The following is a 14,757-nucleotide window of genomic DNA, read 5'->3' on the forward strand; positions in this document are numbered from 1 at the left end:
GGCCCGGCCGGGATATGCTCTGCCGATGCCGCTTCGCCTGCCGCCTCTCGCCGCCCTCCGCTTCTTCGAGGCGGCCGGGCGCCATCTCAGCTTCAAGCTGGCCGCCGCCGAGCTGAACGTGACGCCGAGCGCGGTCAGCCACGGCATCGTCGGGCTGGAGCGGGCGCTGGGCGTCGAGCTGTTCATCCGCGAGCCGCGCCGGCTGTCGCTGACGCAGGAGGGGGCGGACTACCTGCACTATGTCTCCGAGGCGCTGTCGCTGATCGCCATCGGCACCCAGCGCCTGCCGCATCACCGCGAGCGCCGGACCATCACCGTCAGCTGCGCCCCGACCTTCGCCTCGCGCTGGCTGCTGCCGCGGCTGCACCGCTTCGGCGAGCGCTGGCCGACCATCGGCGTCACCGTCGACACCTCGCGGCGGCAGGTCGGCTTCCCGGTCGACGGCTTCGACTTCGCCATCCGGATGAGCCGCGCCGCCGGCGCCGCCTGGACCCGGCTGTTCGGCGAAAGCCTGGTGCCGGTGTGCAGCCCGGCCTGTCGCGAAGCGCTGGCGGGCGAGGGCGGGGCGATCGACCTGCGTCGGGCCGCGCTGATCCACGTCACCCCGGCCAGCGAGGACTGGCAGGCCTGGCTGGAGCGGACCGGCACCGAGGGCATCGACCTCGCCGCCGGCCTGCGCGTCGACACCATCCAGATGGCGTTCGAGGCCGCCGCGATGGGGCTCGGCGTCGCCCTCGGCCGGCGGCCGCTGGTCGACCAGGACCTCGCCGCCGGTGCCCTGGTCGAGGTCGGCCTGCCCGCGATCGAGGCCGAGACCGCCTATTGGCTGGTCGGCTCCGAGGGGGCGGAGCGCCGGCCGGACCTGCTGGGTTTCAAGCGCTGGCTGCTGCGCGAGGTCGAGGCGTTCGGACCGGACGCGGCCGGAACCGGGCGCCGGATCGCCTGAGGCCGCGAACGGGTGAAGATCCTTCACCCATCGTCGCAACCTTCTCTTTTGCCGGCCTCTTCGCCGGTCGCCATTGTGGGGGCCGGGCGAGGAGGGCCCGGATGATGGCGGCGACCGAAGGCAGGCAACTCGCATCCCCCGGCGTTCAGGCCGGGCTGGTGATCCTGGCGGGGGCGCTGATCATGAGCGCGGCCATGGGCTCGCGGCAGACCTTCGGCCTGTTCATCGGGCCGTTCTCCTTCGACCGCGGCATGCCGGTGACGCTGACCGCCTTCGCCATCGCCCTGCACAATTTGGTCTGGGGCTTCACCCAGCCCTTCGCCGGCGCCGCCGCTGACCGCTGGGGCTCGGCGCCGGTGGTCGCCTTCGGGGCCGTGGCCTTCGCCGCCGGCCTGGTCCTCACCGCCCTGGCTTCGTCGGGCCTGATGCTGGTGCTCGGCCTCGGCGTGCTGGTCGGCATCGGCATCAGCTGCATCACCTTCGGCGTGGTGCTGACCGCCCTGGGCCGCGCCACGCCGCCGGAGAAGCGCAGCATGGCGATGGGCCTGGCCAGCGCCGGCGGATCGCTCGGCCAGGTGCTGCTGGTGCCGCTGGCGCAATGGGTCACCGATCTCTCGGGCATCGCGGCGTCGCTGCTGGTGCTGGCCGCCTGCCTGCTGGCGGTGGCGCCGCTCGGGCTGGTCCTGGACCGGCAGGGCGCCGGCGGCACGGCGACGCAACCGGAGCCGGCGATGACGCTGCGGGCGGCGGTGGCGCAGGCGCTCGGCCACCACGGCTACCGACTGCTGACCCTCGGCTTCTTCACCTGCGGCTTCCAGCTTGCTTTCATCGGCACGCATCTGCCGAACTACCTGCTGCTGTGCCACCTGCCGGCCGGGCTCGGCGCCACCGCGCTGGCGCTGGTCGGGCTGTTCAACATGGTCGGCAGCTGGGGCTGCGGCTGGCTCGGCGGGCGGTTCCGCCAGCAGCAGGTGCTGGGCTGGCTGTACCTGATCCGCGGCGCCGCCATCGCCGCCTTCTTCCTGGCGCCGAAGAGCGAGGCGTCGGTCGTGCTCTTCGGCGCGGTGATGGGCCTGACCTGGCTCGGCACCGTGCCGCTGACGAGCGGCCTCGTGGCCAAGGTGTTCGGCACGCGCCATCTCGGCACGCTGTTCGGTGTCTGCTTCCTCAGCCACCAGATCGGCTCGTTCCTCGGCGCCTGGGCCGGCGGCTTCGTGTTCGACGTCACCGGCTCCTATTCCCTGGTCTGGATCGCCACTGCGATCGCCGGGCTGGTGGCGGCGGCGCTGCATTTCCCGATCGACGACACGCCGGCGGTGGTCGCCGTTCCCGCACGCCCTTGATCACGCGGGCGCCTGCCTGCTCCCTTGTGTCTGTGCCCCGAATCGCGGTGGGTTCTCACCCATGAGCGAATACCAGTACTACGAATTCCAGGCGATCGACCGTCCGCTCGACAGGGCGGCGCAACAGGCGCTGCGGGCGGTGTCGTCACGGGCGCGGATCACGGCGACGAGCTTCACCAACGAGTACAATTGGGGTGATTTCCGAGGCGACCCGCGCCAGTTCATGGAGCGCTGGTTCGATCTCCATCTCTATCTCGCGAATTGGGGCACACGGCGGCTGATGCTGCGGGTGCCGGGCCGTCTGCTGAGCGTCTCCGACCTCGACCCCTTTCTCGGCGAGAGCGACGATGTCAAGGTCTGGACCTCCGGCGACGACCTGATCGTCGATATCCGACGCGATGAGGTCGAGACATACGATCATTGGGAAGAAGATTCCGACCAACTGGCCGCAATCGCGCCGCTGCGGTCCGACGTGCTGTCGGGCGATTTGCGGCTGTTCTACCTGCTGTGGCTGGCGGCGGTGCAGGACGAGGTGGTCTCCGACGGCGCTGTCGAGCCGCTTTCGGGCATCGGCCCGCTGACCGACCCGCTCGAAGCGTTCGCCCGGTTTTTCGACATCGATCCGGATCTCGTGCAGGTGGCCGCCGAAACCGGCACGGCCGCTGCGGCGATGTCCCGAGACAGCCTGCGCGATGCATTGGCGTCGATCCCCGAGGCCGAAAAGACCGAACTGCTGCTGCGGGTCGCCGACGGCGATGGCCATGTTGTCGCCGCCGAGCTCAAGCGCAGGTTCCGCATGCGCCCGGCGTCATCTGCTCCACGGCGGACAGCCGGCGCATTGCGGGTTCGGGCGCAGGAGATCGCGGCTGCCCGCGAACGCGCCGAGGCCGAACGTCTGGAGAAGGAACGGCGCCGCCAGGCCGAGGAGGCGGCAAAGGCGCGCCGCGCCCGGATCGTTGTTCTCCGGCAGCGCGGCGCCGCCGTCTGGCGTGAGGTCGAAGTCGAGATCGCACGCCGCAACTCGTCCGGCTATGACCGCGCCGTCAGTCTGCTCCTCGACCTCCAGGCGCTAGCCGCGGAGGATGGAAGCCGGAGTGAGTTCAATCGACGCCTCGCCGCGATCCGGGCTGCGCACGAGACCAAGCGGAAGTTCATCGAGCGGCTGGTCGTGCTCGATGGTGACGAAGGAACGGCTTGAGGCCTGCGTGGGCGTCGCCGCCCCGACACGCCCGCGAGCCTAGAATTCCTCGTCCATGAGAGGCTGCTTCTTCCGCTTCGGCCCGGTCCAGACCACGCCGGCAAAGCCCTTCAGCGGGCGCAGCTTCTCGCCGCGCCAGGTCCATTCCCGCGCCTGCTCGATGGCGATGTGGTACAGCGGCTCGCGGCCGGTGCGGGTCTCGAACAGGGCGCGCGGGATGTTCACCATCTGCGCTGCATGCGGCCGTTCATACAGCACCGGCGTGCCGCAATGCCGGCAGAAGCTGCGCGTGCGCCCGGTGTCCTCCTCGGTGAAGCGGGTGAGGGCAGCCTCGCCCTTGAGGATGCGGACACGGCTGCGCCAGCACCCGACATAGGTGGCATAAGCGGCGCCATGGGCCAGCCGGCTGTCCCTGGAATGGTCGTGCCAGGCCCAGCGCGCCGGAATCCCGATCTCGATCCGCACCCGGCCGCACAGGCACCGGCCCTCCGCCACCTCCGCCGGCGCCTTCCGGATCTTCGCGCCAATCTCCTTGGTCATCCCGAACCTCGTCTTCCGTGCCGGCGCATCCTATCAGGCGATGGCTGTCATCCGGTGTCAGCTATTCGCCGGCCGTGACCTTCGCCGCGGCCGCCCCTATGGTCGGAGCCGGCACGACGGACGAACGAGCGGAAGCATGGCGAAGGCGGTCACGATCTACGGCATCAAGAACTGCGACACGATGAAGAAGGCGCGGGCCTGGCTCGACCAGCGCGGCGTCGCCTATGCCTTCCACGACTACAAGTCGGCGGGAATCGACCGCGCCACGCTCGAAGGCTGGGCGCGCGAGGCCGGCTGGGAGGTGCTGCTGAACCGCGCCGGCACCACCTTCCGCAAGCTGCCGGACGCCGCCCGCGAGGGGCTGACCGAGGCCAGGGCGATCGGGCTGATGCTCGACCAGCCCTCGATGATCAAGCGGCCGGTGCTCGATATCGGCGGCACGCTGCTGGTGGGCTTCAAGCCGGAGCGGTACGAGGCCGCGTTCGGCTAGGGCCGCCCTCCGGCCGCGCTGACCCGCTCGGCCGCAAGCTCGATGAAGGCCCTGACCAGGGGCGAGAGGTGCTGGCCGCTCGGATAGACGGCGTAGAGGCCGCCGGCCGGCGTCGCGTGCTCGGGCAGGACGCGGCGCAGCCGGCCGTCCGCGACCGGGGCCTTGGCGATCCCGAGCGGCAGCTGGGCGATGCCGTGGCCGGCGATCGCGGCGGCAAGCACCGGCTGCATCTCGTTCGCGGCAAAGCGCCCGGACACCGTGACCGTCTCCCGGCCCTCCGGCCCGTCCAGCACCCAGGCGGCGCCCGCGGCCGATCGGCCGGCGATGACGCAATCATGGCGGGCAAGATCCGCCGGCGCGGCCGGTTCGCCGCAGCGTTCAAGATAGTCCGGGCTGGCGCACAGGATCCGATGCGTCGAGCCGAGCCTGCGGGCGATCAACGTGGAATCCGGCAGCACCCCGGTGCGGAAGGCGAGATCGATGCCGTCCTCGACCAGGTTCAGCCTGTCGTCGGTGAGGCGCAGTTCGACCCTGGTCTTCGGATGGGCGGACAGGAAGTCGAACACCGTGGCGGTCAGGAAATGGCCGCCGAAGCCGACCGGCGCCGAGATGCGGATCGTCCCCGACGGCTCCGTCCGCGCTTCCGCCAGCCGCAGATTCGCCTCGTCGATCAGCCGCAGGGCCTGGCTGCTCTGCTCGTAATAGAGGCGCCCCGCATCGGTCAGGCTGAGGCTGCGCGTCGTCCGCTGCAGCAGCCGCACCCCGACCTCGCGCTCGAGCGCGGCGATGCGGCGGCTGACCGTGGTCTTGGGCATGCCGAGCAGGCGGGCAGCGGCGGTGAAGCTGCCGGCCTCGATCACGCGGGCGAACACCTGGATGTCGTTGAGATCGAGCATTGTATGCGAGGGTGGGACAGCGTTTCCCGATTATCCTTCATTATGGACCGATAGGGGAGGCCCCAATTCTGCTCCGTTGGGAACGAAGGAGCAGACCCATGAGCACCAAACGACATGTCCTGGTCACCGGCGCGACCGGCCAGCAGGGAGGCGCGGTTGCCGCCGCCTTGCTGGTCCGGGGCCATCGCGTCACGGCGCTGACCCGCAAGCCGGACGGCGAGGGCGCCCGGCGGCTGGCCTCGGCCGGTGCCGAGATCCGGGCGGGCGATCTCGGCGACGCGGCCTCCGCGCGCCAGGCCGCCGAAGGCGTCGACACGATGTTCCTGATGGGCAACAGCTACGAGGCCGGACCGGAGGAGGAGACCCGCCAGGGGATCACCGCCGCCGATGCGGCCAAGGCGGCCGGCATCGGGCATCTGATCTATTCGTCGGTCGGCGACGCGAACAAGAACACCGGCGTCCCGCATTTCGAGAGCAAGCTACGGGTCGAGCGGCATATCGCCGGGCTCGACATCCCTTACACCGTCAGCGCGCCGGTCGCTTTCATGGAGAACGCCGTCGCGCCCTGGGGGATCGCCGGGCTGCGCCAGGGGGTGCACGCCTTCGCCCTGCCGCCCGGGCGCGCCCTCCAGCTGGTGGCCGTGGCGGATATCGGCGCCTTCGTCGCCGCCCTCGCGGAGCGGCGCGAGCAGGTGTTCGGCCGGCGCTTCGACATTGCCGGGGACGAGCTGACCGGCGAGGATCAGGCGAAGATCCTGTCGCAGGCCATCGGCCGCCCGATCGCCTATCAGGAGCTCCCGATCGCCGCGATGCGCGCGCAGAGCGAAGACATGGCGTTGATGTTCGAATGGTTCGACCGGACCGGCTATTCCGCCGATATCGCCGGGTTGCGTCGGAACTTCCCCGAGGTCGGCTGGCACAGCTTTGCGGATTGGGCGCGCGGGTTCGACTGGAGCGTGATCGACCGGGCGCCGTAATGGCGGATGCGCCACCCGCTGTGATGGACAGGCCCGGCGGGATCCGCCGGGCCTGTCCGTCGGGCGCTACAGCACGAAGTCGCCGGCGACGAGGGTCAGGTTGCCGGTGAGCTGGATGTGGAAGTCGGAGACGCCATCGCCATTGACGTCGCCGGCGATGGTGGTGATCCCCGGGCTGGTGTTGGCGGCGCGCAGCTCGCCGGCCTGGTGGGTGTAGAGCCCGCTGCCGATGAAGCTGAAGGCCTGGTCCCCGGCGACGCCGCTGTTGGCATCGATCGCCGACAGGTCGATCAGGTCGCCCTGGGCATGGCTGAAGTCGGCGATCCGGTCGGCCTTGCCCACCGCGCTGTCGCCGGCGGCGGTGAAGACGAAGCGGTCGGCCCCGGCCGCGCCGGTCAGCACATCCTGGCCGGTCCAGCCGTTCAGGACATTGGCTTCGGCGTTGCCGGTGATCTGGTCGGCCACGGTCGAACCGTTGACGTTCTCGATGCCGACAAAGGTGTCGCCCTGGGCGTCGCCGCCCGTGCCGGTCCCGGTCGCAAGGTTGATCGTCACGCCGACCGTGCCGGTGTAGTAGCTTGCGGTGTCGATTCCTGCGCCGCCATCGAGCTGGTCCGCGCCGGCCCCGCCGCGGAGGACATTCGCCCCGCCATTGCCGATGAGGCGATCGTCGTGGCTGGAGCCGGTGAGGTTCTCGACATCCCACAGGATGTCGCCGGCAGCATCGCCCCCGCTTCCCGTGCCGGCGAGGAGGTCGACCACGACGGCGGCGGACGAACTGCTGTAGGACGCCGTGTCGGTGCCGCTGTTCGAGTGGCTGGTGCCGTCGAAATAGTCGCCGTAGATCGTATCCGCACCTGCGCCGCCCTCGATGAGGTCGTTTCCATAGAAGCCGCGGAGCTCATTCGCAGCCGCATCGCCAGTCAGAGTGTCGTTGTAATTGGAGCCGCCGACCCGCTCGATGCTGTCGAGGGTGTCCCCTTCGGCCTCGCCTCCGGCGCCCAGGCCGGTAGCGAGGTTGACCGATACAGCGGCGGACGAGTCGAGATAGGTTGCGATATCGTTGCCATCGCCGCCGAGGAGATGGTCGGCGCCCGCGCCGCCGATCAGCCAGTCGCTGCCGCCGTCCCCGTTCAGCGAGTCGGCGCCCGCTCCGCCAGAGAGCCTGTCGTCGCCCGCGGTCGACGTGTAGTCGCCAAAGAGGGTGTCGTCGCCGTCTCCGCCGGCTATGTTGTCGTTGCCGGAACGACCATTGAGGAAATTGCCGCCGGCGTCACCGACGATCGCGTCGGCGAAGGCGCTGCCCTCCACACCTTCGATGCCGGTGAACGTATCGCCGGTGGCATCGCCTCCACTCGCAGCGCCAGTGGCAAGATTGATCGAGACGGCGGCAGCCGAGGCGAAATAACTGATGTGGTCGAAGCCATCCCCGCCATTGAGCACATCGGCCCCGCCCAGACCGTACAGGCGATCGGTACCAGCGAACCCATTGAGCGTGTCGGCATCGTTTGTGCCGGTGAGGCCATCATCGCCCGCGGTTCCGTTGAGCACGGCCATTGTCTATTCCCTTCTCATGCTTGAGGCGCCACGGCTGCGACGCAGTGGTCAAAGGTGTGGGTTGTCGCGCTCCGAGCGGTCAGACCCAGCCTCAACCACAAACGAATGCGCTGAGACCGCGTCAGAATCGGCAGGAGTGCTCCGACATTCTCTCGCAACTGGGCGCATGCGCAGGCTGCCCTCGCCTGACCGCAAGGCCCGCAATGCACTAGATGATCGATATTTCAGCAGTCACATCGAAGTGGATTGCTTAGGTATATGAAGTGATTCATTTAGAAACGATCGACGCAGGACTTCTATCATAGAGTCGCTACGGGTCAATCGCTTCTTTGTGCCAATTATCTTCGATTTATTTCAACATTATGGCTTTTGCGACAAAATCGCCGATGTGTCGTCGAATCATTATTATACTAGCTAAGTTATTCTCGCAAAAATGAAGCAACTAGCCAGAGATGCGACCATCCGCTTCTGAGGCCGCGGCGAAGTGACCGTTTGTGGCGCTTTCGGACCGTAGGTGCTCGACGGCGGCTTCGTCCGTGCCGCCACCGATCCCGGCTTCCGCCCGGCCGGCCCGACGCTGCGGCGGATCATCCTGCGCGTCCTCGGGGCGGAGGGCGCGGATGATGGTGCTGTCGGCTCAGCCAGCCTTCCACTTGATCGAGCAGCCCATCGACGGCATCTGGTCGGCGGGCGCCTCGCCGGTCTCGGCGATCCGGATCATTGCCTCGACCAGCTCGCGCCGGGCATGGGGCGGGAGCGGGCCGGTGCGGCCCTCGTCCAGCCGGCCGCGATACTTCAGCTGCCGGTGCCCGTCGAAGCCGAAGAAGTCCGGGGTGCAGACCGCGCCATAGGCCCGGGCCACCGACTGGTCCTCGTCATGCAGATAGGGGAAGGGCAGGTCGTGCGCCTCGTCGAACGCCTTCATCCGCTCGAAGCTGTCCTCCGGATAGGCGACGGCATCGTTCGAACAGATCGCGGCGAAGCCGATGCCCTCGGCCAGCAGCGTCATGGCGTCGTCCACCAGGCGGTCGATCACAGCCTTCACATAGGGGCAGTGGTTGCAGATGAAGACAATCACCGTGCCGCGCGGCCCGGCGACGTCGTCCAGGGAATAGGTCTGGCCGTCGGTGGCGGGCAGGCTGAAGCCGGGGGCCGGCAGGCCGAGGGCAAGGGGCGGGGGCGTGGTGGCCATGGCGCGTCCTTCGCTGCGAGATCCGTGCCCTCAGTCTACGCGCAAGCAGGCTCTCAGCGCCAAGCGCAGATGCCCAGCGTCGCACCCTTCGCCAGCAGCGCCTGGGCGTCCGCGTCCGGCACCGCCTGCGACTTTCCGTCGGCGCAGACCATGGTCAGCCCGGCATGGCCGGCGACGTCCAGCAGCAGCTGGTCCCAGTGCCGGTACTGCACGTCATGGCCCTCGCCCTCATAGATCCGGGCCTTGCGCAGGTTCGGGAACTGCGCCTGCCAGTACTGCGCCTGGTCGAGCGGCACCGATTTGTCGGCGGTGCCGTGATAGACATAGACCGGCACCTGGACCTTCGAGACATCGGCCTTCGGCTCGGTGCAGTAGCGGCGGTATTCGGCGACCTGGCCGCGCAGGTCGCCCATCTGGCCGCGGATGAAATAGGTGCGCGCGCCCTCCTCATAGGCCCGGTCGGCGAAGCCCGGGATCTTGCGGGTCGGGCTGGTCTCCGGATAGGCCCACCAGGCCTCGGGATTCTGCGCCACCTTCATCATTGCGGTCAGATCGGCCTCCGACGCCGTGCAGGCCTTGCGCTCCGGCCCGAAGCCGGAGGTGGCTGCCAGCAAGTGCAGCGAGATCAGCCGGTCCGGCATCTCCGCCGCGATCTCGGCCAGATAGGGCCCGCCGCCGGAGATGGCCAGGGCGGCGGCCTGCCGGATGCCGAGATGGTCCAGCACGGCGCGGACCTCGGCCGCATAGTCCTTGTACGTCCAGCCGGGCCGGAACTCGGTGTCGCCGAAGCCGTTGCGCTCGACGCTGATGAAGCGGAGCTTCAGCCGGGTGCGCAGGCTGCGCAGGTATTCGGTCATGCCGAAGGCGCGGGCGCTGGTGCCGGTGCCGCTGGCATAGAGCACCGGCCGCCAGCCGGGCTCGCCCTCGTCGATGTAGTGCACCACCCGGCCGTCCGGCAGGGTCAGCGCCTGGACCGCCGGGCCCATCGGGTCAAAAGCCTGCTGGATCTCCGCAAGGTCCGAAGCCGGCACCGTCGGGGCCGGGTCGGCGGCGAAGGCTGGAGGGTCGAAGAGCGCCAGGACGGCGGTGGCGGCCAGCACGGACCGGAACGATCGCATCGCGCTCTCCCTGTGATTTGGTCCCACTCTAGGGTCGGAGAGCCCGCGGATTTGACCGCATCCGCCATCGGCCTGACGGAAGCCGGCTAGACCGACAGCCGCATGATGTGCCGCCGGCTGCCGGCCCGGCCCATCTCGGTGAAGCCGGCCCGGGCGAAGGCCTGGACGAAGCCCATGAAGCGGTAGCTTGGCGAATCCGGATCGACCGGATACGCCTCGACCACCGTGGCGCCCTGGGCCCGCGCATGCTCGACCGCCGCTGCGATCAGCCGATCGGCCAGGCCGCGGCCGCGCAGCGGGCGGGGGACGAACATGCAGGCGAGGGACCAGACCCGCTCCTCGTCCGGGGGGCCGCCGAGCGGACGGTAGGTCTCGCGCGGGGCGATCGAGCACCAGGCCACCGGCTCGCCGTCGCGATAGCCGAGGATGCCGATCGGCACGCCATCCCGCACCCTGGCATGCAGCGCCGCCTTGCGGCCGGCGCCGTCGAGCTTGACCTCCTGCGGCGTCGCGCGCCACGCCATGCACCAGCACCATTTCGGCCCGCCGCGGCTCTCGAACAGCCGCTCGAAATCGGGCCAGCGTGTCGCGTCGACCGGATGGAAGACGAGTTCGTCGGAGGTCATGGGGCCGCCGGCTCGGAGGGCAGGCCGGCGCGGATGAGGCCGTCGAGATAGCGGCGCAGCAGATCCGGGTCGAAATAATGCAGGGCGTCGGCCACGATCGACACGGTAAGCCCGGGCCTGGAAGCCGTGAACTGCGTCAGCGCCGCGCGCGCGGGCTCGATCTGCCCGGCATGGGCCAGGAAGGTGGCGAGGTCGCGGAACATCCAGGTCGCCGCCGGCTTCTGGTGCAGCGCCTTCCGGGTCCAGCCGGCCGCTTCGTCGGGACGGCCCTCGGCGAAGGCGGCCAGGCCCAGGCCGATGAAGCAGTTGAAGCTGAACGGGTCGAGCGGGCTGAGCCGGATCGCCCGTTCGAAGCAGGGCCGGCCCGCGGCCGGATTGCCGCGATAGACGTGCAGGAAGCCGCGGCGCGTCCAGGCCCAGGCATGGTTCGGGTCCAGCGCCAGCGCGCGGTCGACGAACTGCTCGGCCCGGCCGATGTCGCCGAACAGCAGCATGGTCGCCGTAGCCAGTGCGCTCAGCGCCGTCGCGTCGTCCTGCGACCCTTCCGAGGCCTGCTTGATCAGGAGGTCGCCCGCCGCCCGCTCGGCCGCATAGTCGGCGGCCCAGTTGTAGGTGACCTGCTGCCCATGCGCCCAGGCGGCGAGGGCGGCGGCCCGGCTGTATTCCGGATCGAGCCGCAGCGCCTCCCGCAGCAGCCGGATCGCCTCGGCATTCTCCGGCTTCCGGTGGGCCCAGAGATGCGGCAGCGCCCGCAGCATCAGGTCGTAGGCCGCCAGGCTGTCGGGCCGCTTGCTCAGCGCCAGCGCGATCTCCGCCGCCCGGATCGAGGGGTGCAGCGCGCCGGCGACGCCCTCGGCGATCCGGTCCTGCAGGTCGAACATCTCCTCGGCCGTCCCGTCGAAACGCCCGGACCACAGATGCAGGGCGCTGGCCGCATCGATCAGCTGCGCCGAGATCCGCACCCGGTTGCCGGAGATCCGCACGCTGCCTTCGAGCACGTAGCGGACCTTGAAGGTGCGGGCGATCTCGCGCGGGTCCAGGGGACGCCCGGCGGCGCGATAGGCCACGGCCGAATGGCGGGCGATGACGGTGAAGTCGCGGATGCGGGACAGCGTCGCGGTGATCTCCTCCACCGCACCGTCGGCGAGCGCGGCCGCGGCGGGATCGCCCGACAGGTTGTCGAAGGGCAGGACGACGATCGAGGGCAGGGCCTCGTCATCCTCCGCCGCGTCGCCGTCGTGATTCGCCGCTGCGGCACGGTCGATGTCGGTGCCGGCAGGAGCCCAGATCCAGACCTCCATCGGGTCACCCATATCCTTCAACGCCTTCATCTCGCGGATGAAGGGCGCCGACAGCGACTTGCCGAGCTGCCAGCGCACGGAGTGGGTGATGATGATGCCGCCCGGCGGCGCCGCCTGCTGCAGGCGGACGACGAAGGCGACGGCGGCCCCGAAGCGGTCCTCGCCTTCGACGTAAACGTCGGCGAGCGCAACGCCGGCCCGGACCAGCATCGGCCGCTTGGGCTTCTGCGCATTGCGGATCGCCATCGCCTTCTGGAAGTCGACCGTCCAGCACACCGCGTCCTCGATGTTCGAGAACTCGATCAGCACGCCGTCGCCCATGGTCTTGAACACATGACCATGGCGAGCCCGCAGCGGCGCGCCCAGCAGGTCGCGGCGGATCGAAGCCAGCGCCGCCAGGGTGGCACGCTCATCCTCCTGCACCAGCCTTGTGAAGCCGGTGACGTCGAGCGAGACGATGACCGTCAGCCGACGCTGGGGATTCATGGGCGGGCGCCTCCAGCTGCTGAATCAGCTTGGTGTCTGCGTCCCGATCCCGCAACGCCGGAGAGCCGGTCCTCTGCTGCAGTGCACTCATCCATTAGTCGTAACCGTGACCGGTGCGGTCACATATGCCAGCCGTGCTGCGGATCGGCCGTCGCCGGGTCGTAATGCTGGTCGACCAGGTCGATCAGGGCGCGGACGGTGAAGACCGAGGCCAGGTCGTCGCGCGGCAGGTCGATGCCCAGCGCCTGCTCGATATCCCAGGCCAGCCGCGTGACGTCGGCGGGGGCGAGGCCGAGATCCTCCAGCAGCCGGTCGTCCGGCGTGACGGTGCGGCCCGCCGGCGCCGCGGTGCCCAGCACCCGCAGCACCTCGGCCTCGGCCCGGTCGCGCCCGCTCATGAGACCGGCTCCAGCGACCCGAGCAGGGTCGGCAGCAGCTCGGACACCGTGGGATGGATCGGCATCGAGCGCTGCAGCACGTCGGTGGGCGCCTTGGCGTACATCAGGTCCAAGAGCCCGTGCACCACCTCGTCGCCGCCGGTGCCGAGGATGGCCGCGCCCAGGATTTGCCGCGTCTCGGCGTCGACCACGACCTTCATGAAGCCCTCGGTCTCGCCCTTCTCGACGGCGCGGCCGACCCGCGTCATCGGCCGCTTGGCGACCAGGATGCGGCGGCCGGAGCGGCGCGCCTCGGCCTCGGTCATGCCGGCGCGGCCGAGCGGCGGGTCGGTGTAGAGGGCATAGGCCGGGATCCGGTCGCTGAGGCGGCGGTTGTCGCCGTCCAACAGGTTGGCGGCGACGATTTCGAAATCGTTATAGGCGGTGTGGGTGAAAGCGCCGCGGCCATTGCAGTCGCCCAGAGCCCAGATGCCGGGCACGCTGGTCTGCAGCGCGTCGTCGACGGTGATGTACCCTTTCTCATCGGTGGCCACGCCGGCGGCCTCCAGCCCCAGATCGTGGGTGTTCGGCCGGCGCCCGACCGCCAGCAGCAGATGCGATCCCGTCACCACCGGCGCGCCGGCGGTGCAGTCGACCATCACGGCCACGCCGTCGCCCTGTCGTGCCACGCTGAGGCACCTGGCGTTGGTGCGGATCGCGATGCCCTCCTTCTCCAGGAAGCCGGCGATGGTGGCGGAGACGTCCTCGTCCTCGCGGCCGATCAGCCGCGGGCCCATCTCGATCACCGTCACCGCCGACCCGAAGCGGCGGAACATCTGGCCGAACTCCAGCCCGATATAGGATCCGCCGACGATCACCAGATGCTCCGGCAGCGTGTCGAGGTCCATCATCGTGCTGTTGGTCAGGAACGGCACGTCCTCGATGCCCGGCATCGGCGGCACCGTGGCCCGGCCGCCGACATTGAGGAAGATCCGCTCGGCGGTCAGGGTCTCGTCGCCGACCCGGACGCTGCGCGGCCCGGTCAGCCGGGCATGGCCCTGGATCACGGTACTGTTTGCCATCCCGCGCACCCAGCTCTCGACCCCCACCCGCGACTTGCCGGAGACGGCATCCTTGCGCGCCTTGACCTGCTTCATGTCGACCCGGGGCGGGCCAGGCAGGATGACGCCGTATTCGGCGGCGCGCTGCGCCATCCGGGCGGCATAGGCGCTGGCGACCATGGTCTTGGTCGGAATGCAGCCGGTGTTGACGCAGGTGCCGCCGAAGCGCGCGCGCTCGATGATGGCGACGCGCTGCCCGGCTCGGCTCAGCCGGTCCGCCAGCGCCGGTCCGGCCTGGCCCGTGCCGATAATGATGGCGTCATAGCTGGTCATCGCCGCCTCCCTGTTGCCGAGGAAAGGATAGCGCATCCGGCCGTCGGGAGCGGGATCTCTCGCGCCGCCGGCCCGGATTGAATTTTTATGACGATCCGTGGCGTTTCGCTATGATGTGCGGGCCCACGAGCGAAGGAGGCATGCCATGGCCAAGGGTCAAATGCGCAAGCCGAAGGAAGCCAAGAAGCCGAAGAAGAGCGCCCCGGAAAAAGCGAAACCCGGTGCGCCGTCTTCGGTTGGCCTGACGTCCAAGAAGGCCTGACAGCCAGCGGCGGGGGGGGGGGGGGGGGGCAGCGGCCCCCGGCCGCGGGCGCGA

The 14,757-nt window shown here is 69.7% G+C and carries 14 protein-coding genes; 5 read left to right on the forward strand and 9 right to left on the reverse strand.

Annotation, left to right across the window (positions count from 1 at the left end; all coding sequences use genetic code 11):
- The 3 genes from AAHM41_RS33400 to AAHM41_RS33410 all read left to right on the forward strand — a co-directional run.
- Window positions 1–946: LysR substrate-binding domain-containing protein (locus tag AAHM41_RS33400; protein ID WP_342240952.1), on the forward strand; the 946-nt coding region annotated here is incomplete at its 5' end.
- A gap of 101 nt (window positions 947–1,047) precedes the next feature.
- Window positions 1,048–2,289, forward strand: a complete 1,242-nt coding sequence (locus AAHM41_RS33405) for an MFS transporter (protein WP_342240953.1) — start codon at window positions 1,048–1,050, stop codon at window positions 2,287–2,289.
- A 61-nt stretch (window positions 2,290–2,350) separates the two neighbouring features.
- Window positions 2,351–3,487 carry a hypothetical protein gene (locus AAHM41_RS33410; RefSeq protein WP_342240954.1) on the forward strand — a complete coding sequence of 379 codons (1,137 nt, stop codon included), beginning with the start codon at window positions 2,351–2,353 and terminating at the stop codon, window positions 3,485–3,487.
- Between the two features lie 39 nt (window positions 3,488–3,526).
- Here the strand turns inward: AAHM41_RS33410 and AAHM41_RS33415 are convergent, their stop codons facing one another.
- A complete protein-coding gene (locus tag AAHM41_RS33415; protein ID WP_342240955.1) occupies window positions 3,527–4,027 on the reverse strand; it encodes a GFA family protein in 501 nt (166 codons plus the stop codon).
- Between the two features lie 136 nt (window positions 4,028–4,163).
- Here AAHM41_RS33415 and AAHM41_RS33420 point away from each other — a divergent pair, with 136 nt between their 5' ends.
- Entirely contained in the window at window positions 4,164–4,517 is a 354-nt protein-coding gene (locus AAHM41_RS33420) for an ArsC family reductase (RefSeq protein WP_342240956.1), read from the forward strand.
- On the opposite strand, the gene AAHM41_RS33425 is transcribed toward AAHM41_RS33420, so the two are convergent.
- Window positions 4,514–5,413 (reverse strand): LysR family transcriptional regulator, encoded by a 900-nt coding sequence (locus tag AAHM41_RS33425; protein WP_342240957.1) that lies wholly within the window; start codon window positions 5,411–5,413, stop codon window positions 4,514–4,516. The two genes, AAHM41_RS33420 and AAHM41_RS33425, sit on opposite strands and share 4 nt — an antisense overlap.
- 98 nt (window positions 5,414–5,511) lie before the next feature.
- On the opposite strand from AAHM41_RS33425, the gene AAHM41_RS33430 reads away from it, so the two are divergent.
- Complete coding sequence (locus AAHM41_RS33430) at window positions 5,512–6,390, forward strand: NmrA/HSCARG family protein (RefSeq protein WP_342240958.1); 879 nt, start codon at window positions 5,512–5,514, stop codon at window positions 6,388–6,390.
- Between the two features lie 66 nt (window positions 6,391–6,456).
- On the opposite strand, the gene AAHM41_RS33435 is transcribed toward AAHM41_RS33430, so the two are convergent.
- From AAHM41_RS33435 to AAHM41_RS33465, 7 genes are all read right to left on the reverse strand, one after another.
- Window positions 6,457–7,947: a calcium-binding protein gene (locus AAHM41_RS33435; RefSeq protein ID WP_342240959.1), complete on the reverse strand. Its 1,491-nt coding sequence runs from the start codon at window positions 7,945–7,947 to the stop codon at window positions 6,457–6,459.
- Window positions 7,948–8,584: 637 nt separating this feature from the next.
- Window positions 8,585–9,139 carry a thioredoxin family protein gene (locus AAHM41_RS33440; RefSeq protein ID WP_342240960.1) on the reverse strand — a complete coding sequence of 185 codons (555 nt, stop codon included), beginning with the start codon at window positions 9,137–9,139 and terminating at the stop codon, window positions 8,585–8,587.
- 53 nt (window positions 9,140–9,192) lie between these two features.
- Window positions 9,193–10,257 (reverse strand): alpha/beta fold hydrolase, encoded by a 1,065-nt coding sequence (locus AAHM41_RS33445; RefSeq protein WP_342240961.1) that lies wholly within the window; start codon window positions 10,255–10,257, stop codon window positions 9,193–9,195.
- A gap of 86 nt (window positions 10,258–10,343) precedes the next feature.
- Window positions 10,344–10,883, reverse strand: a complete 540-nt coding sequence (locus AAHM41_RS33450; protein ID WP_342240962.1) for a GNAT family N-acetyltransferase — start codon at window positions 10,881–10,883, stop codon at window positions 10,344–10,346.
- Complete coding sequence (locus AAHM41_RS33455; RefSeq protein WP_342240963.1) at window positions 10,880–12,670, reverse strand: tetratricopeptide repeat protein; 1,791 nt, start codon at window positions 12,668–12,670, stop codon at window positions 10,880–10,882. Before AAHM41_RS33455 ends, AAHM41_RS33450 begins: the two co-directional genes overlap by 4 nt.
- 119 nt (window positions 12,671–12,789) lie before the next feature.
- Window positions 12,790–13,068, reverse strand: coding sequence for an acyl carrier protein (locus AAHM41_RS33460; protein ID WP_342240964.1), 279 nt, complete (start codon window positions 13,066–13,068; stop codon window positions 12,790–12,792).
- On the reverse strand, window positions 13,065–14,441 hold the full coding sequence (locus AAHM41_RS33465) for an FAD-containing oxidoreductase (protein WP_342240965.1): 1,377 nt from the start codon (window positions 14,439–14,441) through the stop codon (window positions 13,065–13,067). The genes AAHM41_RS33460 and AAHM41_RS33465 overlap by 4 nt, the downstream gene beginning before the upstream one ends.
- Between the last annotated feature and the right edge of the window lie 316 nt (window positions 14,442–14,757).

It is taken from the genome of Inquilinus sp. OTU3971 (genome assembly GCF_038440215.1).